At 59.1% G+C, this 21,606-nt stretch carries 16 protein-coding genes and 2 pseudogenes; 10 read left to right on the plus strand and 8 right to left on the minus strand.

Annotation, left to right across the window (positions count from 1 at the left end; all coding sequences use genetic code 11):
• Window positions 1–121 precede the first annotated feature (121 nt).
• Together NKH28_RS26085 and NKH28_RS26090 are read left to right on the plus strand one after the other, a co-directional pair.
• Window positions 122–199, plus strand: a pseudogene (locus NKH28_RS26085) (MOSC domain-containing protein); the annotation flags it as partial.
• A gap of 218 nt (window positions 200–417) precedes the next feature.
• A complete protein-coding gene (locus tag NKH28_RS26090; protein ID WP_352980746.1) occupies window positions 418–1,125 on the plus strand; it encodes a B3/B4 domain-containing protein in 708 nt (235 codons plus the stop codon).
• A 1,043-nt stretch (window positions 1,126–2,168) separates the two neighbouring features.
• Here NKH28_RS26090 and NKH28_RS26095 read toward each other — a convergent pair.
• Both NKH28_RS26095 and NKH28_RS26100 read right to left on the minus strand, forming a co-directional pair.
• Entirely contained in the window at window positions 2,169–3,221 is a 1,053-nt protein-coding gene (locus tag NKH28_RS26095) for a cytochrome-c peroxidase (protein WP_352980781.1), read from the minus strand.
• A 780-nt stretch (window positions 3,222–4,001) separates the two neighbouring features.
• The gene (locus NKH28_RS26100; protein WP_352642380.1) at window positions 4,002–4,322 is read right to left on the minus strand and encodes a DUF982 domain-containing protein; all 321 of its coding nucleotides are present in this window, start codon (window positions 4,320–4,322) and stop codon (window positions 4,002–4,004) included.
• 560 nt (window positions 4,323–4,882) lie between these two features.
• Here NKH28_RS26100 and NKH28_RS26105 point away from each other — a divergent pair.
• Window positions 4,883–5,353: a Ros/MucR family transcriptional regulator gene (locus tag NKH28_RS26105; RefSeq protein WP_352980747.1), complete on the plus strand. Its 471-nt coding sequence runs from the start codon at window positions 4,883–4,885 to the stop codon at window positions 5,351–5,353.
• Window positions 5,354–5,580: 227 nt separating this feature from the next.
• Here the strand turns inward: NKH28_RS26105 and NKH28_RS26110 are convergent, their stop codons facing one another.
• Window positions 5,581–5,793 (minus strand): cold-shock protein, encoded by a 213-nt coding sequence (locus NKH28_RS26110; RefSeq protein WP_023679670.1) that lies wholly within the window; start codon window positions 5,791–5,793, stop codon window positions 5,581–5,583.
• 372 nt (window positions 5,794–6,165) lie between these two features.
• Between NKH28_RS26110 and NKH28_RS26115 the strand changes: the two genes are divergently transcribed.
• The 3 genes from NKH28_RS26115 (at window position 6,166) to NKH28_RS26125 (ending at window position 10,743) form a co-directional block, all read left to right on the plus strand.
• Window positions 6,166–6,393 (plus strand): hypothetical protein, encoded by a 228-nt coding sequence (locus tag NKH28_RS26115; RefSeq protein ID WP_352473851.1) that lies wholly within the window; start codon window positions 6,166–6,168, stop codon window positions 6,391–6,393.
• A gap of 958 nt (window positions 6,394–7,351) precedes the next feature.
• The gene (locus tag NKH28_RS26120) at window positions 7,352–8,776 is read left to right on the plus strand and encodes a M16 family metallopeptidase (protein ID WP_352980748.1); all 1,425 of its coding nucleotides are present in this window, start codon (window positions 7,352–7,354) and stop codon (window positions 8,774–8,776) included.
• Window positions 8,777–9,285: 509 nt separating this feature from the next.
• On the plus strand, window positions 9,286–10,743 hold the full coding sequence (locus NKH28_RS26125) for an NAD-dependent succinate-semialdehyde dehydrogenase (protein WP_502906665.1): 1,458 nt from the start codon (window positions 9,286–9,288) through the stop codon (window positions 10,741–10,743).
• 758 nt (window positions 10,744–11,501) lie between these two features.
• Here NKH28_RS26125 and NKH28_RS26130 read toward each other — a convergent pair.
• From NKH28_RS26130 to NKH28_RS26140, 3 genes are all read right to left on the minus strand, one after another.
• A complete protein-coding gene (locus tag NKH28_RS26130; protein WP_352980749.1) occupies window positions 11,502–13,571 on the minus strand; it encodes a class I tRNA ligase family protein in 2,070 nt (689 codons plus the stop codon).
• Between the two features lie 337 nt (window positions 13,572–13,908).
• The gene (locus NKH28_RS26135) at window positions 13,909–14,688 is read right to left on the minus strand and encodes a phytanoyl-CoA dioxygenase family protein (protein ID WP_352980750.1); all 780 of its coding nucleotides are present in this window, start codon (window positions 14,686–14,688) and stop codon (window positions 13,909–13,911) included.
• Between the two features lie 506 nt (window positions 14,689–15,194).
• Window positions 15,195–16,565, minus strand: a complete 1,371-nt coding sequence (locus NKH28_RS26140) for a lysine N(6)-hydroxylase/L-ornithine N(5)-oxygenase family protein (protein WP_352980751.1) — start codon at window positions 16,563–16,565, stop codon at window positions 15,195–15,197.
• Between the two features lie 146 nt (window positions 16,566–16,711).
• Between NKH28_RS26140 and NKH28_RS34530 the strand changes: the two genes are divergently transcribed.
• From NKH28_RS34530 to NKH28_RS26160, 4 genes are all read left to right on the plus strand, one after another.
• Window positions 16,712–16,996: a hypothetical protein gene (locus NKH28_RS34530; protein ID WP_502906663.1), complete on the plus strand. Its 285-nt coding sequence runs from the start codon at window positions 16,712–16,714 to the stop codon at window positions 16,994–16,996.
• A gap of 1,096 nt (window positions 16,997–18,092) precedes the next feature.
• Window positions 18,093–18,773: an OmpW/AlkL family protein gene (locus NKH28_RS26150; protein ID WP_352549383.1), complete on the plus strand. Its 681-nt coding sequence runs from the start codon at window positions 18,093–18,095 to the stop codon at window positions 18,771–18,773.
• A gap of 190 nt (window positions 18,774–18,963) precedes the next feature.
• Window positions 18,964–19,506 (plus strand): amino acid kinase family protein, encoded by a 543-nt coding sequence (locus tag NKH28_RS26155; protein WP_352980752.1) that lies wholly within the window; start codon window positions 18,964–18,966, stop codon window positions 19,504–19,506.
• Window positions 19,507–19,816: 310 nt separating this feature from the next.
• The gene (locus NKH28_RS26160) at window positions 19,817–20,590 is read left to right on the plus strand and encodes a 4'-phosphopantetheinyl transferase family protein (protein WP_352980753.1); all 774 of its coding nucleotides are present in this window, start codon (window positions 19,817–19,819) and stop codon (window positions 20,588–20,590) included.
• A gap of 225 nt (window positions 20,591–20,815) precedes the next feature.
• Here NKH28_RS26160 and NKH28_RS26165 read toward each other — a convergent pair whose 3' ends face one another.
• Window positions 20,816–21,085, minus strand: coding sequence for a hypothetical protein (locus NKH28_RS26165; RefSeq protein ID WP_352980754.1), 270 nt, complete (start codon window positions 21,083–21,085; stop codon window positions 20,816–20,818).
• A 190-nt stretch (window positions 21,086–21,275) separates the two neighbouring features.
• Window positions 21,276–21,499 (minus strand): annotated as a pseudogene (locus NKH28_RS26170) (helix-turn-helix transcriptional regulator).
• Window positions 21,500–21,606 lie beyond the last annotated feature (107 nt).

Genomic DNA, 21,606 nt, shown 5'->3' on the forward strand with positions numbered 1-21,606 from the left:
GGGCTGAACCGCATTTCGTTGCAAAGCCAACTGGACTGGGAAAACGCCATGCAACTGGTGCTGTTGATCAGGCCAGTTTGGCGGCAGATTTTCGTGCGAGACGAATTTCCGAGAGCGATGCATGACCCGGCAAGGAAAGCTGCTTCACATCCATATCGCGCCCGCTGCCTTTTATGAAATGGAGGATCTGGCGGAGGCGTAGCTTGTTGCCGGCCGAGGCGGGCTCGAGCACCCGCAAGAGATAATCGACGATCTCTACCAGGCCTTGTCCACGGCCGAATGATGGAATTATCCAGCGCATGGTGCGGCATGCACCATGCCGATGCCAGAAGATCTGGACGCTCGACAAGCACCTTTCTTCAAACATTTCCCGAACGACCCGCAGCGCAAAGCCTCCCCATGAGAAAAGAGCATCCCATGTCTTTCACGCCATTGATTGCCCCCGAGATCAAGGCCCGCTACCCGGATTTTCATCTGATGAGCATTGTGGTGCGGAACGCTGAAATCGACGTGCCGGGTGCACAGGCGTTGAACGACACGATTGCGGCGGCGGAACAGGCGGCGCTTCGCGATGACGCCCAAAGGGACGCGCATCTTGCGGCGTGGGCCGTTGCCTACGAGGCTTTCGGCACAAAAGCCAATCGAACGCCGTGCTCGGCCGCCGCGCTTCTCAAGCGGGTGCGGAAAGATGGCTCTCTCCCGCGGATATCCCCACTGGTTGATGCCTACAATGCCGTCAGCGTGTTGTATGGCGTTCCGATTGGCGGGGAAGATCTCGATCTCTACCAGGGGGTCCCGAGACTTTTAATTGCGAAGGGAGCGGAGCCATTCGACACGATCGAGCAAGGTGAAATGGTAACCGAGCATCCCGAACCGGGCGAAGTCATCTGGTGCGATGATGCCGGTGTCACGTGCCGCCGCTGGAACTGGCGGCAGGGGCGGCGCACCATGGTCACGGTCGATACCCGCGCCATGTGGCTCGTGCTGGAAGCCCTCGGCCCAATGTCAGCTAAACAGATGACGGCCACCGGAGAGCATTTGATGGGACTTATCCAAGCGTTGTGCCCGGGTGCGCGAATCGAAACCGCGCGAATCGACGAGTCCACTACATCTCGTGTTCCTTAGGGCATGGCCCCATCTTTCGGAGAAACACTCCACTCAGCCCTGTCCGGATCTGGCGCTCCTTGCTCGCTCCGCTGGCCTACACAGTTGATTGCGAACGACCCAGAACGGCTCTCAAAAACGAGCGTCGAACGAAATCAGATCACTGCTTGTTCTCCCTTAGCGTTGTTTGGCGTACTTTATCGCGATGCCTCCAGTGGGGATGGTCCAAATTGCGCAAGCTCGGTCGAGTGATCGCGGAGAAGCTTAATGTCGACTACATCGAAATTCATGGAGCGGTACGGACAACGGGTGCGAACCCGGGACGTCGTCCCGGTGTCGTCAGGCTCTCCCGTCCGACTGAGCCTCAGTTTTCTTCACGGCGCGAATACTCCTGAGGCCGCCCGGATTCTCGTTAAGAGACAGCTGCCGCTCAGGACGGCCCACGGATACTCACGGAGATGGTCGATCACGGCAAGGCGTTCGTGACGGTTCCTTGCGTCGACGACCTATTGGCACTGAAGAATGAACTGTCGTCCGCAGGCGTGATCGCGAAGGTTCATGCGCCGCGGCCGATAAGTGTTCGCGAAGTCCGGGATCGCACGAAGCTCTCTCAGGAGGCATTCTCCGTGAGGTATGGCCTCGATCTGGCAACGCTTCGAAACTGGGAGCAAGGTCGCTCGAAACCGGATGCAGCGGCGAATACTCTCCTTGGACCATCGCCCGGAATCCGGAAGCAGTCGAAGAATCGCTGGACATGGAGGACGGAGTGGCTGCCCCTTCGCCCTAAGGGGGCCGATCACTTCGGCGCGCGGCAATTCGGCCGCCAGCGCGATGGCCGGCCGCCGCGCGGTATCGACAGCGCGCGAGCCTCATGCGTCAGACGCCTTCCTTGGCATGTCGCACGCCAGATCCCAAACATGATTCCATCGCAACGAGCTGGTGACGGAAGCAGTGTCTGCACTTTGGAAACGAGCCATTTGCGTTCTCATGGACGTCGCGACTCGTCTCGTCCAGTAAAAGTCGCAATCATTGTCAAGTGCGATGTTCCGCAGTCAGCTGGCCGTTTATTTTCCTAAGATCTGCGTTATAGGCCGGGGTGTTGTCGCCGTTTCGGCGGGTAAGATGGGATAGGCGACCTCGGGTGCCTTTCCGGTCAGCGAGTTGAGGAAGGCAACAAGCAGGTCGACTTCTTCGTCCGCCAGTACCACGCCAAGCTGGGTGGTTCCCATGATGGCAACGGCCTGTTTCAGATCCCAAACCTTGCCCGAATGAAAGTATGGCGCGGTGAGTGCAACGTTGCGCAGCGGCGCCACGCGGAAAACATAGGAATCGTCGGCTGCATTGGTGACCGCAAATCGGCCCTTGTCTTTTTCCGGCAGGACCTCGGCGCTGGGCTGTTCCACGAGGCCGAATGGGTAATAGGCTTGCCCACCAACGTTGATACCGCCATGGCAGGACGAGCAGCCTTTGTCGATGAAAAGCGCCAGGCCCTGTTTCTGTTCGGAAGTCATGGCGGCGTCATCGCCATTCAGGAAACTGTCGAAGGGGGCCGGCGTGACCAGTGTCGCCTCGAAGGCTTCGATTGCCTTGGCAAGGTTGTCGAAGGTGACCCGATCGGCTTCAGCCGGAAAAGCTGCATCGAACCACTCGACATATTGCGGCATGGACTTGAGCGTGGTGATGACTTGGCCCGGTGTATTGGCCATTTCGATCCCGGCTTGGACCGGTCCCTTCGCCTGAGCCTTCAGGTCTTCGGCACGACCATCCCAGAACTGGGCGATGTTGAAGACAGCGTTCAGTACAGTCGGCGCGTTGCGCTGTCCCTTCTGCCAACCATGGCCGATCGAGGTTTCGTGATTGTCGTCGCCGCCGGTGGCCAGGTTGTGGCACGAGTTGCACGACAAGACGCCTGACGCAGAGACGCGTGGATCGAAGAACAGTGCCTTGCCGAGAGCGATCTTTTCCGGGGTGATCGGGTTGTTGGCGACTGCCGGCGTGGTGGGTGGCAAAGCCTTGAAAGTGGCCATTGCCGTTTCTCTGAGGTCTGCGGGGATCGAATCCGCAGCAAAGGCGGTGGCCGTCAGCAAGGGGACAGCCATACTGAATAGGATTTTCATAAATGATCTCGCTGCGTCGTGCACGCAGCCACTCTGGGATATGCGGCTCATAAACGCCCTGCGCTAGATCAGTTGCGGGAGAGGACCGGGGGTCTGACACCTGTTTTCGCGGCAGAGATGGGACCGTCCCGGAATTGAACGCTCTTCTCGATTGGATTTTGGGAGGCGGAGGATCGCTGCTCGGCAAGCGGCGGCGCCGGAGCCGTGCTCCGGTTCTCTCTGCGCCTTCAACTATGAAAAAATCGGGGCCACCGTGTCGGATTCGGTTTGGGGCCGGTTATCTGTTCCGCAGCAGGTCCTGCTCGACTTCCGCCTGCCTTCGCCAGATCGACCTTGGCCCAAATCGATCCGCGATAGTGTCTTGTAGCACCTTTGCGGGACGATCTTATTTCGACTGTAGAGGGCCGTTTGGGGTGAGCAGAATTATCGAATTTCAGAGGCGCCCGAGTAGCTGTTTTAATTGGCTTGTAGGCCTCCATAGAGCGAATATTGGCAGACGACGGAGCACAATTTTGGCTTCGTTTATCATCTTGCTTCGATGGGACAACTGCTTTGCAATCATTACATGCTAATTTACCATCATGAATTTGAGAACCAAGTCCCACGCAGTGATTTTCACACCGGAGGCGTTGCAATCCTATCGCGAGAAGCTGATTTACAAATACAACAAGATGATTAACATCGCCATAGCGCCGCAAAATATTGTTTGTTCGCTACACTACGCTCCAGATGCCGGCGAAATCTCGACACAATAACCTCGTCGGCGTACCCGCTCCAGCCTCACACACGACTGCGGCGCCTATACTTGCGCTTTCCACTGCCCGACATGCAGGCAGCGAGCCATTGCATCGCCGAGGTTGCATCTTCCAATATGGCGACCTGTTTCGCAAAGCGGAAAACAGCCTTGCGCGCTGCGCTCGCAGGTTTTCGTCCGTTGTATGCATCAAAGCACGCCCTGAGGGCGGCTTCGTAGATCCGGTCTCTGCGATCTTCTGGCCATTCGTTGAGAAAATCGATAGCATCCGCAGGACTGGCAATCTCTTGCACGATGTGCGCTGCACGCCTTACGAAAAGTGGGCTGCTGAAAGTCCCTGAGCTCATTCGTTCCTCCCGACCTGCTGAAACCGCTAGTTTTGCGTGAACAGGCGCCTCCTCTACACCCGCCCACCATTGCGGAATGTGTTGTCACAGCGATAGCGGTTCAATAGCAAAGCAGCGGCGTGATGTCCTCGGTTTGCCAGCGGGTCAATCCCTAACATCCTGCTGCAAGAGCGGCTCACCGGATGAATCTAGATCGTTTCGACCATTGCGAATCAACGCTTGATAGTTCCTCCACGCGCCACCAGGAAGCGGCCACTGCTCTGCCATCGATTTCACAGCCAAAAAGAGAATGGCGAAACAGGAATAGCCCGCTTCGTTTCGAGATTACTGGTCATTTTGGCGCAAAGCTTTCGGCCGAGACGCGCCTGAAAATGCGCAAGCACCGCGGCAGGTCGCCAACAACGGAACGCATCAACGGTCATGACGGCGCGATACTGCGCCATAGATCTCGCTGGACGAGCATCGCAATAATCCTGTCGAGACCTTGGTTGCTTTCAGCGGAGACCGCCACTATGAAGCGACGCTTCGCCGACTGTGTTTCACGCCGCCTGGAGAGTTTCATGACAGAAGAAGCCGAAAAAAACATCAACACCCTCATCGAGCTCACGGCCGATGTCGTCTCAGCCTATGTCTCCAACAATCCGATCCCGGTGGGGGATCTCCCTGCCCTCATCGGCCAAGTGCACGCGGCTCTGAAAGGGACGGCGGAAGGTGTCTCTGCAAAAGAGCCGGTTGCCCTTACGCCTGCAGTCCCGATCAGGAAGTCGGTGACACCGGACTACATCATCTCCCTTGAGGACGGGAAGAAATTCAAATCGCTAAAGCGCCATCTGTCGACCCACTATGGGCTGACGCCGGATGGATATCGGGCCAAATGGGGCCTGTCGGCGGAGTATCCCATGGTCGCGCCGAACTACGCCGCGGCGCGCTCGTCATTGGCCAAGACAATGGGGCTCGGCCGCAAACCGAAAGCGCCGGAAGCGCCGGAGCCGGCGCCGACGAAGCGAACCCGCAAGAAGGTCGCGGCTTGATTTCGGCAATGGAGATTCGTTCTGGAGCGTTGCAGCCATCGGCTTAATCTGCGCGTCATATCGTCATATAAAAAGGCGGGGCCAACCCCGCCTTCCTTTTTTGTTTCATGAGGAATTCGCGACGCCTGCAGCAATCTGCTGCCCTCAGTTTTTGCTCGCTCCTATCGAGCGGCCGTGAGGACCTCCGGACCTACGCGCCCACTCTTGCCAGGACGCAGGAGAAAATTTCAACCAGCTTTGCTGAGGCTGCCAGCGGAGGATTTGCCGGTGCGGCGATCCTGCTCGATCTCATAGTTGATCTTCTGGCCGTCAGCGAGGGTCGAGAGGCCCGCGCGTTCGACAGCGGAAATGTGGACGAAAACATCCGGACCGCCATTGTCGGGCTGGATAAATCCAAACCCCTTGGTGCTGTTGAACCACTTTACCGTTCCAGTAGGCATATACGTGTTCCTCCTTAACAATTGCAACGTCGGGCAGGCCATTAGGCCTGCCTGACTCATAGCCGAGACTTGGGCGCAGCAAAAAGCGAAAAATTGTTAAGCCCCGATCAGCTGGCGCACTCCATTTTGGCCGTAGTCGCCAGCAAGCACTGTCCTACACTACCGCTCGAGCATGGCGGAAGCGCCCGATCCTTCCAACGCTCCTCAGCGCCACGTCTAGGGCTGGTGCTTGGAGGCACGGGACGTAAGGCCGACCGCTGCTCGTGCCGCCAGGTCAAAGGCCGGGTAGTTCACGGAGCTACCTTCGTGCATAACGGCTTGGCAAGCGCTTGAAGGAGTTTCGAATTGGATTGTTTCAAGAGGGTCGAGGGGTTGATCGATGCCACCAGCGTGGAAGCGATCGATAACGCGCGCGTTTTGCTGGACCAGTTCAAGGGCAAGTCAGAAACAATCGCCCAAGCGATCGACGACTTCCTACTTGATTTCATGACCTTGCTGTTTGTGGTAGAAGCTACCCGCGAGCGGTTCCACAATCCGGCGAGGCGGTTGGCGCGTATCAGATTGAGCAGGATCAGGCTGTTACTCACCCGATGCTCTTGACCTAAGGGACCACGCCGCCAGGGATGCGTTTGCAGCCGCAAAGAAGGCAAAATCTGTTCGCCGGCAAACCGAGCACAGCCAGTCGGTATTTGCGCAGATGAATTCGACCGCGACCGCCAAATTCTCCTGTTTGGTACCCAGCGACGACGGCAAGCGCGGACAGCTTCCGTGCTGCTGTCCTCCAGCGACAGACGTGCCTGCATGCCCCTCTACGGCGAGCTCGACGGTTGTTTCTTACGTTTGACCAAGGTCCCGCGCAAACACTCCCCTTTCCCGCAGCAACTCATCAGGCTCAACGGCCTCGCGGCAGGCGCATTACGCCAGAAGCGCGCGACCGCATCGTTTTTTCCCGCCCGAGTCCTACGATCTTCGTTTTCCAGCGCCTCGCGGATATCGCCCAACTTGCCGATTTTTGGATCAGATCCGTCCTAGCGCGCGAGCAGGCTCCGGGTTCGAGTTGGCTGGGCTGCTCACGCCTCTGCCCTTCAGCATCGACCCGGTCTGGCTGTCGAGGACAGGGTCCCGCTGGGGCGACCAACATCTCCATTCTCACCGTCAGTGCAGCGGCCATTCGAAGCGCATCCTATACCCCTCCCCGGCAGCGCGCCCAATCGTCTTCCGAACGAAGAAGATATTCTCAGCCGCGCCCGTCGCGTTCGGCCCTGTCCGATGTCCGACAATGTCGGATGCGCAACATGGCAGAGCCCTATTTGTCCACTGCCTCGAACGGTTTTCTGATCTGGCACGGTGCATGCTTGGTCATCCGCAAGGCGTCGCGGACCAAGGAGAATCCCGTCCCATGATCACCTCACCGAGAAATACTCCCGCAGGTCTCCTGGGTCCATCCAAAGATGAGGCTCGAGTAAGGCCTGGCCCCGTGAAGAGCTTATTCATCTGGCTCGCCGCTGCCCCCCGATCCTCCCACGCGGGGAGACGGGGACGCAGCGACTTCATCAAAATGAGGAACAAATCACTTTGCCTCGAACCTTGCCTTTCGACCAGCCACCACCACAACCGCAGCCATCGATCGTCCCCCTGGCTGCGCAGGGCGTTCATTGCCACCGCGCTGGCCCTGGTGACGACCGCTCCGGCTCTGGCCGCCACCGACGGCGGGAAGGTGACGGATTTCCTGCTCGACAACGGCATGGAAGTGGTCGTAATCCCCGATCACCGCGCGCCGATCGTCACTCATATGCTCTGGTACAAGATCGGCAGCGCCGACGAGCCACCCGGCAAATCCGGTCTTGCCCATTTCCTCAAGCATCTGATGTTCAAGGCGACGACCAACCACGCCGCCGGCGAGTTCGACCGAGCCGTCTCAGCCATCGGCGGCTACAATAACGCCTTCACCGCCTATGACTACACCACCTTCCTCGAGACGGTGGCGCCCTCGGCGTTGGGTGAGATGATGGGCTTCGAGGCCGATCGCATGTTCAACCTCATCCTCAACGACGATGATATCAAGACCGAGCGCGACGTGATCCTGGAGGAGCGCCGTTGGCACAGAGAGACGAACCCGCATGCTCTGCTGGACGAGGAGGTCAACGCGACGTTGCGGCAGAACCAGCCCTACCGCATTCCGGTCATGGGCTGGATGCAGGAGATGGAGAAGCTGAACGGCACCGACGCATTCACCATCTACAACAAATACTACCGACCGAACAACGCCGTGCTGGTGGTGGCCGGCGACGTAGAGCCTGAGACGGTGAAGGCGCTGGCCGAGAAGACCTATGGCAAGGTTGTGCGCGGGCCGGACCTGCCCCCGCGCCACCGTCCGGTCGAGCCGGAGCAGAACACCAGGCGCACAGTGACGCTGACCGATGCGCGCGTTTCGGTGCCGAGCTTTTCCACTCAATGGGTGGTGCCGTCCTATCATACGGCAGAGCCCGGCGAGGCCGAGGCGCTCGACCTGCTGGCCGAGATCCTCGGCGGCGGTAGCCGCAGCCGGCTATATCAGGAGCTTGTCGTCAAGCAAGGCATAGCCTCGGCGGTCGGCGCCTCCTTCCAGGGCACCATGCTAGACGACACCAATTTCACCATCTCCGGCTCGCCGCGCGGCGATGCAAAGCTAGTCGATCTCGAAGCGGCGGCCGTTGCCGAAGTCGCCCGGATCGCCAAGGATGGCGTCACCAGCGACGAGCTGGACAAGGCCAAAGACCGCTATATCCGCTCGGTGATTTTTGCGCACGACGAGCTGGGCCACATCGCCAACATTTATGGCAAGACGCTCACCACCGGTGGCAATGTGAAGGACGTGCTCGAGAGGCCGGACCGCATCCGCAAGGTCACCACCGACGAGGTCAAGACGGTCGCCGCGCGTTATCTGGTGCTCGACCATTCGACCACAGGCTATCTTTTGCCGCAGCAACAGGCGGGGAATTGATCATGAGCTCCATCCCCATGCAAACGCGCCGGCCGATCTTCCCTCGGCGCGCCTTCGCCACCCTGTTCCTCTCCATCCTCTTTCTCATCTTGCGGGCGCTCGCCCGGTAAACGGGATCTGTTTAAAGCCGCGAGGAGCGGTTTTCGCGGGCCTTGCCAGGCATTTGCCGGTTCAGGCGTCATTATTGGGGTGCGCTCCTCCTCAGGCCAGCCTCTCTTCGAGTGAACAGAGTCGCCGATTCGTGGTCCGCAGATTGTAGGCGCAGGCCACCAGCATCCACTCCGCGCGGCTGGCGAAGCCGATGTCCGTTGTTCAATCGTTCGACTAGTAGAACCGCGAGGCATCTTCTAGCGTATTCAGGTATTCTCCCTTTCCAGTTGGGTACCGTGGTCTACCAGCTGTCTGGCCGAGGCCCTATAAGGAACCCGGACGTCGCGGAGTACACACCGCACCTGCTATATATACCTGCTGCGTTGAGGAGGAATCCGGTATTGCCCCTGTGCCTGCCGATGATCCGTCACCTGAGATCCCCCGACCTGTTTGGACCCATTGATCGCCTGCCGGCACTTGGCACGCGGATTAGCGAGCGGACATTCGAGGTCCTCAACCCGTCGACTGGCGAAGTGCTGGCAGAACTACCCGACATGGGTGTCGAGGAGACAGGCGCTGCGATCGACAAGGCCTATGTCGCGCAGCCTGGATGGGCAGGGTTGACCGCACGTGAGCGCAGCGACGTTCTATGGCGATGGCATCAGTTGATCATCGACCACGCCGACGATCTCGCCGCAATTCTCACCGCGGAGATGGGCAAGCCGCTTGCCGAAGCCAAGTCGGAGATATCGCATGCTGCGGCGTATCTGCAATGGTACGCCGAGGAGGCCAATCGCGTCTATGGCGAGACGATCTCCGCACCATCGATGGACCGCCGAATGCTGGTAATCAAGCAGCCCATCGGAGTTGTTGGCACGATAACGCCATGGAATTTCCCGGCCTCAATGGTGGCGCGCAAAATCTCGCCAGCCTTGGCGGCGGGCTGCACGATCGTCCTCAAGCCCGCTGAACAGACGCCGCTCGTGGCGGGAGCAATGTTCGCCCTCGCCCATCAGGCTGGCTTTCCCGAAGGCGTCGTCAACCTGATCTATGCGTCCGAAGGTGACGCGGTCGGCCGCGAACTTTGTACCAACCCCAAGGACCGCAAGATCAGCTTCACCGGGTCGACTGAGATCGGGCGCCTTCTCATGCGCCAGTGCTCGGATCAGATCAAAAAAGTCAGCCTTGAGCTCGGCGGCAATGCACCTTTCATCGTCTTCGATGATGCCGATATCGATGCGGCGGTTGACGGTGCGATCCAGGCGAAGTTCCGCAATGCCGGCCAGACCTGCGTTTCGGCGAACCGCCTTTACGTCCAGTCGGGCGTTCACGACGAGTTCGTCGAGAAATTCATGCAACGGGCTCGCCAACTTCAAGTTGGGGACGGTTTCGCTCCCGGAGTGGACATCGGACCGCTCATCGACAAGCACGCTTTGGCCAAGATCGAATCCCATTTTGCCGATGCCGTCGCCAAAGGCGGCGCAATTCGATGCGGGGGCAAACGCATCGGCACGAATGGCACGTTTTTCCAAGCGACAGTCCTGACCGGTGTCTCCAGCGAGATGACCGTCGCGCAAGAAGAGACATTCGGGCCGCTGGCACCGATTATTCGCTTCAAAGCTGCGGATCAGGTCGTGCGTGAGGCCAACGACACGATCTACGGCCTCGCGGCCTACTTTTATGCCTCCAACCTGAAGCGTGTCTGGCGTGTGGCCGAGGCCTTGGAATATGGAATGGTCGGGGTAAATACCGGCCGGATGTCTTCAGAAGCGGCGCCGTTCGGTGGGATAAAACAGTCCGGCATCGGGCGGGAGGGATCCCGCCATGGCCTCGAGGACTACCTAGAAATGAAATATCTCTGCATTGGCGGCATCTGAATTTTCGGCTTGCAGGGTTCACAGACCGGGTAACTAGCGAGCGATCTCCAAATATGTGAATTGTAGGATCGCTCCTCGGGGAACTGAGGGGCGGCTCCGTGCCCGAGCAAACACGCAATCCTGAAGGAGCACCCTGGCTGGACTTATCTCTCGACGAGACAAGCGTCTGCATTGTCGGCGAAGACGGCGTGCATGTGACGGAGGATACGCTTGCGAGGGATTTGGCGGCCTCGCCGACTATCTTCAGGCGACGGGCTGTCGTTGCGCGGGTCTGGTTGGAAGCTTGTGCACCATCGCGATCGTGAACGCTGGTTGTGCGTAATATCCGGTTTCTGGGGCAGAATTTTGAACCTGCTACCTTCCGATTGTCAGTAGCTCAGTCGTTCTTCGGCCGACTGCCGCGCCAGTACAGGCTCGGACAGAATCGAAGATACCATCAGGCAGGCCTTCGCATTCGACATTTCCGGTGATCGGCGCACGATCCAGGGCGCGCCAGGTTGACCAAGCGCTCGAACCGCATGACAGTCTTGACCGGCTGGAGGACGGAAATCCCGCGATGCCGAAGAGGTTGGTCAGCGCAGTCGAACCCACACGGCATTTGCGGCACGAAACAGCAAGGGCTGGGAAGCGATCGGCCGAGCGGTCCTCGAAGGCGCGGGCCAGGGTGTCGACGATGCGTTGGTTCAGGTCCGTCATCTGGTCTCTACCGTCTGATAGCGGGTTCGGTCGCCAGTGACAGCGAGCAAAGATAGTTGGCATCATCGGCTTTGATTGCCGCGCAGATCTGGTCGAGATTGGGATAGCTCACTGGTGCACCTTTGGGCTCCTAGTGCTTCCTCCTCATCGAGATGAGGATTGCCGGATTTGGCGTAGAACACCAACACGGGTCCGAGATCAAAGCGCGTCCCGGGCGCAAGGCGCTGGACGGACCGGGGCCATGTTTCGGTTGAGACGCCATCGATGCCTCGCGCCAGCGTTCTGGCGAATCGGGGCATGAGCGGAGCGAGTGTCGGTGCCAGGATCGCAGCGGCCGTCGTCTGAAGGGCTAGCGAAGTCCGATTGCGGGCGGGATAGAAACGTCGCGCCGCCGCATAGTCTTGCGCCCGACGGTAGATCACGCAATCGCGCACGAAATCGCAGACCTGAGCGGCCGCGCGCCGGACCGAGAAGCCTTCGTCCGAATAGGCGCGCTCCATCGCCGCGCGATAGATCTCTATCCGAGCAAAGAAGGCGCGGCCGACAGGGCTCCAGTCGCCTGCATCGGGTACACGGCCGGCAAAATCCTGCTTGATTTCCTGGTTCAACGCATCAAGCCAGTTCAGCCAAATCCCTTGGAACACCTCGTTCTCGGTGCGGCGCAGCGCGTCCAGCGTGAAATCCGTCCGCTCACCTTCCGGGCGTGTCAGGCCCAAATGGAGGCGCACGACGTCGACTGTCTTTGGGCTCAGAACCTCCTTGCCCCAGACCGCATGGCGGCAGCTGGTCGAGAACTTCTTGCCGTCGAGCAGGTAGAACTCGTTCACATGATACCGGATGCGTGGCGTCCAGTGGGAGAACACCTCGGCGTAAAGAGCGGGGTAGAGTAGCGCGTGGTAGAACGAATTGTCGAAGCCGAAAAAATGGACAATCTGCCAGTCATTGCCGGGCATCTCCGCCTTCCAGTCGCGACCCAGCAAGCGGCCGAGCGCCTGGATGTTGTAAAGAAAACCGAAAGCCATCTCCGGCCAGACCCAGATCACTTGCCCCGGGAGCCCTTCGGCCGGCAGGCCCCAGTCCGAGGGGTGGGTAATGGGCACTGAAAAGTTGCCGCGTCGGCGTAGGCGCGCGAAGAGATCCAAGATTCGTAGCGGGACGCCCGACGCCCTTAGATGCCGGTCGATATTGTCGTAGCATCGGTCCAAGGCAAGTTCCGGGCGGCGGACGGAGCCGACCAGCGGCGCCTCGGCAGACTGCCGTGACCGGGCTGCACCCAAGTCGTGGCAAAGGTTTGGGCCGCCGCATTCCTCGCAGATGTTGCCACCGGCGGAGCCGCCGCAATCGGGGCAGAGGCCGCTAACATCCGGTTCGTAAAGGTAATGGCCTGTCACGGCATCGAAAAGCGCAGGGCTCTGGCGCAGATCTACCGCCGTGCTGCTCAGAAGACTGCGGAAACACGCGGCTTGAAATTCGCAATAAGCGGCATCACCCATCGTGTGTAGGAAGCTGTGGATCTCGCAGTCAAAAAGTGCAAGCGTGGCGCGAATCTCGTCCGCGTAGTGGCGCGCTACCTCTGCGGGCGTCGATTGATCGGCGTCGGCGCGTGTCGCGACGTAGCTTTGGTTGTCATCGCTTCCTGTCAGGTGGTAGGCCTCGACCCCTTTCATGCGCAGGAAACGCGTATAGACATCAGCGCCAAAATAAGGGCCAGAAAGATGCCCTAAATGCAGATCGCCATTAGGCGTCGGCGGCGTGGAGAAAACGAAGATCGGCCCGCGTGGAGCCGTCGTCTTTGCAGCGGCATGAAGGGCGGCCTCGCCGTCTCGCCAGTAGACATCGACGAAATCTAGGTCTTCGTTTCCGTCGTTGCGCAGCACATGCGCTTCAAAAGGGTGGAACAGAACGACATCGCCCGCCTCGACCGAGATTTCCCCACAGTCGGTCGTGACCTTGCCCGCGCCAGACAGGACCACGAAGGCCTCGATTTCGTCGTGCCGATGGGGCTCGGATGTGATGCCGGGTCCAACCTTTCCGAATGAAAACCCCGTGAGAGCGCTTCCCGTTCCAAGCGTGGCCATGTCGATACCGAACGCCCGCGACAGCTCCGTTCGAGAAAACGTGTATTTGCGCATGACAATGAACCTAAGCTGTTCAAGCAGTGGGACCTTCGGCTGCCAACGCAACAGCCTCTTGTGCAAGTTGCGCAGCGAAGCGGCAGCCCAACTCGTTGGCGGCCCCGGCCAGAATAATGCGGCTCTGGGCCGCCAGGCGGGCGACCAAGGGGGGCACTAGTCGGGCTGTAGGCGCACAGAAGACCGCCTGCGACCACCTCCACAATCCACGTGCCAAAGCGTCGTAACGGGCTGCGGTCGATGCTCCGCGAGCCCGCAAATCAGACCGCCATACCGTCCGCGCATTTTTGAGCGGTCGATCAGTTTCGTGTGCATGCCTCCGCCTGGCTGCGTGAGCTCAATCGCGATAGAAGATGCCATTTGGGGGCTTGAGATTGTCGAGATCGGCCACTTTGCCCTCGGGCGGGTTAAGGGCGCGCTTAAGCACGTTATATTCAGCGCGGGTCGGTCCACCGGTTGAAGCACGCTGGAACACCAAGTAGAGTGTCCGCCGAGAACGATTGCTCTTGTTCGGTCGTGAGTAGTGCGGTGCGTAATCGTTGAAGATGAAGATGTCGCCAGCCTTCCATACTACGGGTTCCCAGGAGAACATTTCGGCGACTTGAGGATCGATCACCCCACCGGCATCCATGGGAAACACCCCCTTCTTGTGGTTGCCGGGGCTGAAGAAAAGCCCGCCGTTTTCCGGGTCGGAGTCGTCGATGCCTATGGCAACCACCGCATGGACCATCCGGTCGGGGAGTTTGTGTGGAATGTGATAAATGTCCTGATGCGGGAGATATCCGCCGCTGTCGGGGTAGTGGAAAATCAGCAACTCCTTGAGCCTGCGCGAATCTTCGCCAAGCAAATCTTCGACCGCTGACTTTATGCGCTGATCTTCTAAGAGCAAACGACGCAATGGATCATGGAAGTCGAGAAAATTCTCGATCTTGGAGGTGATCTTTCGATTGTCCGTCGTCTTCTCGAACCACATGAGCCATTTATCATCGCTGACATCCCAGCGTGACATATCTTCGACAAAAGTAGAGATATCTTCCTGAGCCGCTGGAGCGAAGAACCTTTCGAGCCGGACGTATCCGTCTTTCTGCCACTTTTCTCTTTGTGCATCGGTCAACATGCGAAAAGCCTCCTGTTGGAAAGACTGGTTGGTCGGACATCCCAATTAGGGCAGTCGGGCGCTGGTCAAGTTGCGGGTCCACGGAGACGGACTCACGTCATGTGGGACGGCGATGCTAAGTGCGTTCCGCTCCGGCGGATATTGTCCGCAGAAGCTCGGCGCGAGACTGCCTATGTCAGGCTCAGCCGGGTCCAGGGGTTCCGTAAACTGGGCCGGATCAATCGCTTCACCCGGTCCAGCCACGACACGCATCGCTAAAGGCCGGCACCATCCGCTGACCGCCGACCCAGCCATGGCCGCCAAGACCACGGCGCTCTTTCGAGTGAGCGACCTGGCACGGTCTGGACAACCGTAGGGGAAATGCACGCCCCCAGAATAATGCGATGCGCCGCTTGGTCCAAGGGCTTGTTCGGTTACGACGATTTCGGAGAAGCCTCCGGCCTTCGCCGCAGCGGAGGCGGACATCATTCCTAGGATGCCACCGCCGATGATCAAAAGTCTACGAGTCATATCCCGCTGCCCATTTCTTCGGCTGCGGGGGCGGGCCAGCTCTCGACCGAGGTATGGCTGATGAAGCCAGGATGCTCGGGGTTTGCGCATGGCGCGCGCCCAAGAAGGCTATCGAGGATGCGGCGCGCGCGCCAGGCCAGCAGGCTTAGGTTCGGATCGGCCAGGCCGCGCTGCCCGAGGCTCGCGTTTTGTACGAAGATGCGTCTGTCACCCGGCCCGTCCCAGCTCACCGAAAAATCCTCGCGAATAGCTAATTCATTGTCGATCTGCTCCAGCCGGTGTGCGATGGGTTCCAAGAAGTCTGGCACCGCGTTCTCGTAGCCGGTGGCCAGGATGACGATGTCAGCCGTGACTTCTTCGACTTCGTCCATGCCGTGCTGCAGGGTCAGCCTGTGACCCGCGCCGGCGTTGATGCAGTGCGAGACGGTGCAGCCTGGCCGCAGTGTGATGTCGCATCGGTTTAGCTCGAAAAATGCGTGGCGGTATAGCGCCTGATAGATCGCGCGCAACGTGCTTTCCGAAATGCCGTCCGAGGCAAGCACGAAACGCCGCAGGAGCAGCTTGCGCTGCGACTCGCTCATCGCCGCGAAACGATCCGAAAAGCAGGGCATGAACAACTCGTTTGTGAACGGGCTATTGTCCAGAGGCAGATAGTTTTCGCGCTGCGAGGCCCAAGTGATCGAGGCAGGCCGCCGTTCTTTCGGCAGGCCGACAAGATGCAACATCACCTCGGCTCCCGACTGGCCTCCGCCGACCACGCAGACATGCTTTCTCCGCACCTCAGGGTGGATGTGCAGTAAAACAGATGAGTGGAACAGGTTGCATCCAATCCAGCCCTGAAACTGAGGCGGGATTTGCGCCTGCTTGCCAATGCCAACCACGACGTTTCTGGCGCCAAGAACCGCCTTATCCGTCCGCACCCGAAACTCGCCGTCAAAGCGGATTTCGTGCACGATCTCGCCGCGACGCACAAGTGGGTTCCTGTGGAAGGCCCAGTTCAGGTATTGCTCGAACTCAACTCTGAGCACGGCTTCGAACTGTGCGTTCAGGAAGTGATACAGACGCCCGTTCTCGTGCAGGAAGTTTACGAAAGTGTAGGCTGATCGCGGATTCACCAGCGTGACCAGATCCTTGAAGTGGCTGACCTGGAGCTCCGAGGAATCGAACGCGATGCCGGGATGCCAACGGAAGTCGACTTGCCGATCCAGGAACAGCGCCCCTCGCCCAATTTGCTCGTGTATCTGACACGCAAGACTCAAATTAGACGGCCCAGCACCGACTCCAACGCAAGATAACTCCACTTGCTTTGCTCCTATAGATTTTTCCGACTCGGCGGCTTGTTCGCGGCGAATATCGGCCATAGCCATTGGGCCCCCTCGCGGACGTTTCGGAGCCCGGTCCCGACCGGGTTCGCGAGAATTTGTCCAGCGCGTTCGGGTCGTCGAATGTAGACCCGAGCATTCCAGCGCGGTGACAATCGAGGGGTCAGGCCGGCGACGTGGGGCAACGACGTATGTCCTATCCGCCCGTCTGGATGCCCGCGTCGCCGTCACGCGAGACGCAGCCCATCGAGGTATTTGAAGCCGGCGCAATCGTCCGCCTCAACCATGACGCGCCGGCCTTTCGGCGGCGAGAGCGCGGTTTTCACTGCGGCGACGGCATTTTCGGTGCGCATGATCATGGAGACCTCTCGCTGATGCGTTCGCAGAGTCCCATTGCATGGGCCGTGCCAGAGAAGGAAGATCTTATTAAACAATCGGTTGTTGGATTTGCGATCCTGTCGGAAATCCGACATTGATGGGGACGCCTCACGGCGGCGCCCGATTTGCACGTCGATGTCGCCTTTTTCCGAATAGCTAATCGGGCACCTTCTGCACCAGAATACTTCTCTTATGGAGACCAGCACGAAGTCTTCATGAACGGACAGTGCAGAACCTTGTGTGTCTGCCGGACGGATCGCGATTGCCCTTCTCCCATCGAGGTCGGCAGTTGCAAGAGCTGCCAGATCCTCCGCCCTAAGTGCCGTTGCACTGGGTCGATCCAGACATCCTGGGAGGCCGCGATCATGAAGAGTGGCGCACTCTCATGTCAGCCGCGAGGGCCTCTCTCATGGGGAAGCAATTCTCTACGTTGGTGTCGGATCGATGCTCTTGATGAGATAGTTGCGGATGAGCGCATGCCCAGACCTAAGCACATCAATGATTGGGCGACATGGGACCTTCACCAACGGATTGTCGAATCTCTGCAAAGATAGCCGGAAGACAATTGCGTTATGGCCACTCTGCCGGTTCCAAAAGCACGTGCGCCATTCGGTCCCTGCGACTCAATCCAGGCGGAGGGATGAGGCCGCAAAGCAGCCTTTTGCGCGCCCACCGGTGGGCCAGGATGGAGCCATCGTAAACGCAGCTATTTGATGAGCGCCGCCGCGGAGTCCTCAGGCTGTGCCGCGCCCGACACCTGCGACGTAGTGGTCGTCGATGGCCCCGTCGCCGATGTCGATCCGAAGCTCGGGCAGTTGCGCGGTGAGCTTCACTGCTTATTCCGCAGTGCCCACCGAGCTGGCACAGGAGGTTCTATGAGGCGGTCACGGCTGCATTCGTTGTCGGATTTTCGACGATGTCGGACATGAGACACAGCGCCCTCAGCGTGATCGCATTGTTTTGAAACCATTTTCTCATTTGGCACGCCTCCTGCGAGGCTGTCCGCAAAACGCGCTGCGGCACGGACACAGGAGTCAGGTCGGTGATTGCGAGCACGGCGCAAATGATGCGTGCGCGGTCACACGCAAACTGCGCATGAGCGCCGCGGCAATCCCAAGCAATTCGAGCAGGACTTTTCGTAGTTCAGTCCACATTTCTGAAGAGCAAGGAGAAAGTATTATGGCGAGAAACCAAATGCGCGCCGCGCGGGGAGTAACAGCGGCCGTTGTCCTCATCGTGATGGGACAGCAGGCCGTCGCGGCGGACCTTGCGCAAGCGGCGAGCGTCCCGCAGGCAGGAGCCTCGGCCACGGAAGCGCCAAGCCCTTGGCAGATCCGCCTGCGTGCGTTGGGGGTCGTCACTCAGGATTCGGGCTACGTCAATGCAGTGCCCGGCTCCGATCTTTCTTATTCAAACACGGTGACGCCGGAACTCGATATCTCCTATTTCTTCACGGACAACATCGCCACGGAGCTCATACTCGGCACCACCTACGCCAACATCGACGGCCAAGGAACGATCGGCGGGCTTGGCAAGATCGGCAAGGTTTGGCTGCTGCCGCCTACGCTCACATTGCAGTATCATTTTACCGATCTCGGCGCTTTCAAGCCCTATGTCGGCGCCGGCGTGAACTACACGATATTCTATAACCAGGATGCCGGCAGCGCCGATGCTCTCAAGGTTAAGAACACGTTCGGCACCGCGCTGCAGGTCGGATTCGACTACATGGTGGATCAGCATTGGGGCGTCAACTTCGATGTGAAGAAGCTTTTCCTCAAGCCAGACTTCGACGTCACGGTCGACGGCGCGAAGCTGACGGGGAAGGCTGCGCTCGATCCGTGGTTGATAGGCGCAGGCGTCACCTATCGTTTCTGATACCAAGGCGACGCGGCTTGCTGACAGCCGATCTGAAATCAAGGGCGCCTCGTGCGCCCTTATACCCCTCGAAGGCCATGACGCTCAGGACAGGTGAGATTGGAGATACGTGTCTTCACTTCCAGTGCAGCAACACTCAGCGGCAGCACCAACAAGCTCGATCCGATTGGTTTCGGCTCGCCGGTTGATAGTGAAGATTGGCTCAGCACTGATCGGCGATCCAGAAACCGGAGAAATACGCGGTTCTTGGCTTGAAACACTAATAGAGGATGTCGTCCGATTTTTCGCACGCGGGCAGCAGGTGATCATCGTCACGTCTGGTGCTGTCGCGGTCGGCTCAAGTCACTTCAACCATCTGGACAGATCTCTGCGAGTTGAGGAGAAACAAACGGCGGGCGCTATCGGTCAGGTTCAACTCATGCGTGCCTATGAACAGAGTTTAAAACGCCATAGTTTTGGCGTTGGGCAAATACTATTGACCCGCGAAGAGATGATCAGCATCGCCGCCTCAATGCGGTTTCAACCCTTCAACGACTTCTCAAAGTTGGCGCCGTACCCATTATCAACGAGAACGACACGACCGCAACGGCGGTCGCACGCATTCCGACATGCCGGGCGCCGGGTCAAATCCAGATGCATGGAAGGTTGCTTGTGTCGCGAGATCAACGGTCGGCCCACACCTTGCAATCGAGTCATTCCTCGGATGCAACTCGACCAGTGCGCGGTGAGTTGAGTTTTCCGCGGCGCACACCGAGTTCGCACAGGGAACCGACAGGCGGTCACGCTAGGACTCGGTGTCGGATCTTCGACGATGTCGGATGATACAGTACCATCGGAATGATCGCACTGTTCTGAAAGGTCCTAGTTGGCACGACCCATGCTCGGGCTATCCCCAAAAGCGCTGCGGCACAGACTGAGGAGAAATCATCCATGATCACGCTCGCCAAACATGCGGTCGCCACCGCGAAAACTGAGCTTTCCCGAGCCGAAGGAGAACCTTGCGTTTGTCTACGGCTATGGGGTCTAGGCTAGGCCCTGTGTCGGTGAGCGCGGCCTCCAGCATGCGCGCCTCACCCGTCAGGCACCTTATTGCTCTTTCTGCCCGTTCGCTTGGATTTCTTAAAGACGTGACCTTGCACGACACGGGATACGTCGATGCGGTTCTTTTACATGGCCGGTTCGATTTCGAGTGCTACACGGAAGATCTGTTTCATAAGCTCGCCTTGGCCTTCCCTCCCAGCTTGTGCACGGCACTACCGTTACGCCGTGCCGAATTTCTGGCCGGTCGCGCGATGGCGAACGCGGCGTTGCAAGCGCTGGGCCAACTTACTACTGAGATTCCCATCGGCCCCGACCGCGCCCCAGTCTGGCCAAAAGGCTCAATTGGTTCAATCACCCATGCGCGGGGGCATTGCGCCTGTTTCGCCAAAGGCGATCCAGGCTGGCAAGCCGGTGTCGACATCGAGGCAATAGCCAGCGGTCACGCGCTGGAATCGATCCTGAGCATGACGGCTAACCAGCGTGAACGTGCCTTGATTGCACGACAGACGGCGCTCCCTCCAGATCGGCTGGCAACGCTGCTCTTTTCGGCAAAGGAAACACTTTTCAAAGGACTCTACCCGGTGGTGCGGCGCTTTTTTGGGTTCGAGTGTGCTGAACTACGGACGCCCCCTGCGAACGGATGCTTGCGGCTGCACCTAACACAAACCCTTTGCAGGGAATTACCTGCGGGCGAATCCTATGACATCCGCTTTAATACCACCGCCGACTGGGTATTGACTTGGCTAGCCGTGCATCGGTTACGGAGGCAAGTCTGATTCCCCGAGCCGCATATAAAATATAGCGGTCTGCCCTTTCACAGCCGGTTCCGTCTGGCGGATCCTCGGCGCGCGCTCGTGAGGCGTCAGCTTTTGCAAACTATGCGCGTCGTCAGTTCCTTGCGCTGCTCAGACACACACTCCACTTGCTCGAACATTTCCTTGCCCGGGCGGACGAGGCTGTCGCGACCGGTCTCGGCTCGAAACGCCAGATCCCGGTATCGGTCACCGTGCCTCGGCCGAAAAGATGAAGCTGAACTGATGACGGTCGCTGGTCGTGCCATCCTCCGGATCATAAAGTTCCCTTGGGCTTGCTATCGAATGCCAGCGCGCTGGATATAGCGCAGATTGAGCGCGCGCCCGCTGAAGTCCCTTTCCATCCAGCTTGACGACACGGGACTTGATGACGAGGCGCGGCTGGAAGGCGGCGAAGCGGTCACGCGACGCAAGCTCGCTGCAGACGCCGGCGCCGCGCCCGATCCGGATCCGGGCCACGCGCCGCAAGATGGCCGCAAAGCTTGCAGGCTCTTGGCTATCCCGCTTATTTCCACGAGCCCGGCGCGGGCGGGCACGGCTACGGCAAGGACATCGGGAGCGGGTCCATTCATTGCTCTGGGCACCAATTTCCTTCGCAGTGCGATCGGCTGGCAAGCCGATGGGTTCGATAGGTGGCAAGGCCCAGGCGTCACCTACCGTTTCTCAGGCCAGGCCGAACGAGTTCCATGTGGCTCACGCCGACGCTTGTGCCAGCTCGTAGATCGTGACGATCGTCGGATTTCTGCGGCCTTTCTCCAAACCGCTTATGTACTGCTGACTGAAGCCGGAGATCTCGGCAAGCTGCTCCTGCGTCAGATGGTTCTTCTGCCTGAACGTCTGCACATTCCGTCCGACCAACTGGCGCATGTCCATCCCCCGAGTCAGCGGATTAGGCATCTTCAGTCTATTAACTATAATATGTATTCCGCACCGGAGGTCTCAATCCGCCCGCGGGCGGCTGCGCGGAACCGATTTATCGA

The sequence above is a fragment of the Mesorhizobium sp. M1227 genome, from assembly GCF_040318315.1.
Taxonomy (GTDB): domain Bacteria; phylum Pseudomonadota; class Alphaproteobacteria; order Rhizobiales; family Rhizobiaceae; genus Mesorhizobium.

Bases quoted from the DNA above. Each gene is read 5' to 3' on its own strand.
- NKH28_RS26090 (WP_352980746.1), top strand. From the start codon at position 418: ATGTCTTTCACGCCATTGATTGCCCCCGAGATCAAGGCCCGCTACCCG.
- NKH28_RS26095 (WP_352980781.1), bottom strand. From the start codon at position 3,221: ATGAAAATCCTATTCAGTATGGCTGTCCCCTTGCTGACGGCCACCGCC.
- NKH28_RS26100 (WP_352642380.1), bottom strand. From the start codon at position 4,322: ATGAGCTCAGGGACTTTCAGCAGCCCACTTTTCGTAAGGCGTGCAGCG.
- NKH28_RS26105 (WP_352980747.1), top strand. From the start codon at position 4,883: ATGACAGAAGAAGCCGAAAAAAACATCAACACCCTCATCGAGCTCACG.
- NKH28_RS26110 (WP_023679670.1), bottom strand. From the start codon at position 5,793: ATGCCTACTGGAACGGTAAAGTGGTTCAACAGCACCAAGGGGTTTGGA.
- NKH28_RS26120 (WP_352980748.1), top strand. From the start codon at position 7,352: ATGAGGAACAAATCACTTTGCCTCGAACCTTGCCTTTCGACCAGCCAC.
- NKH28_RS26125 (WP_502906665.1), top strand. From the start codon at position 9,286: ATGATCCGTCACCTGAGATCCCCCGACCTGTTTGGACCCATTGATCGC.
- NKH28_RS26130 (WP_352980749.1), bottom strand. From the start codon at position 13,571: ATGCGCAAATACACGTTTTCTCGAACGGAGCTGTCGCGGGCGTTCGGT.
- NKH28_RS26135 (WP_352980750.1), bottom strand. From the start codon at position 14,688: ATGTTGACCGATGCACAAAGAGAAAAGTGGCAGAAAGACGGATACGTC.
- NKH28_RS26140 (WP_352980751.1), bottom strand. From the start codon at position 16,565: ATGGCTATGGCCGATATTCGCCGCGAACAAGCCGCCGAGTCGGAAAAA.
- NKH28_RS34530 (WP_502906663.1), top strand. From the start codon at position 16,712: ATGTCCTATCCGCCCGTCTGGATGCCCGCGTCGCCGTCACGCGAGACG.
- NKH28_RS26150 (WP_352549383.1), top strand. From the start codon at position 18,093: ATGCGCGCCGCGCGGGGAGTAACAGCGGCCGTTGTCCTCATCGTGATG.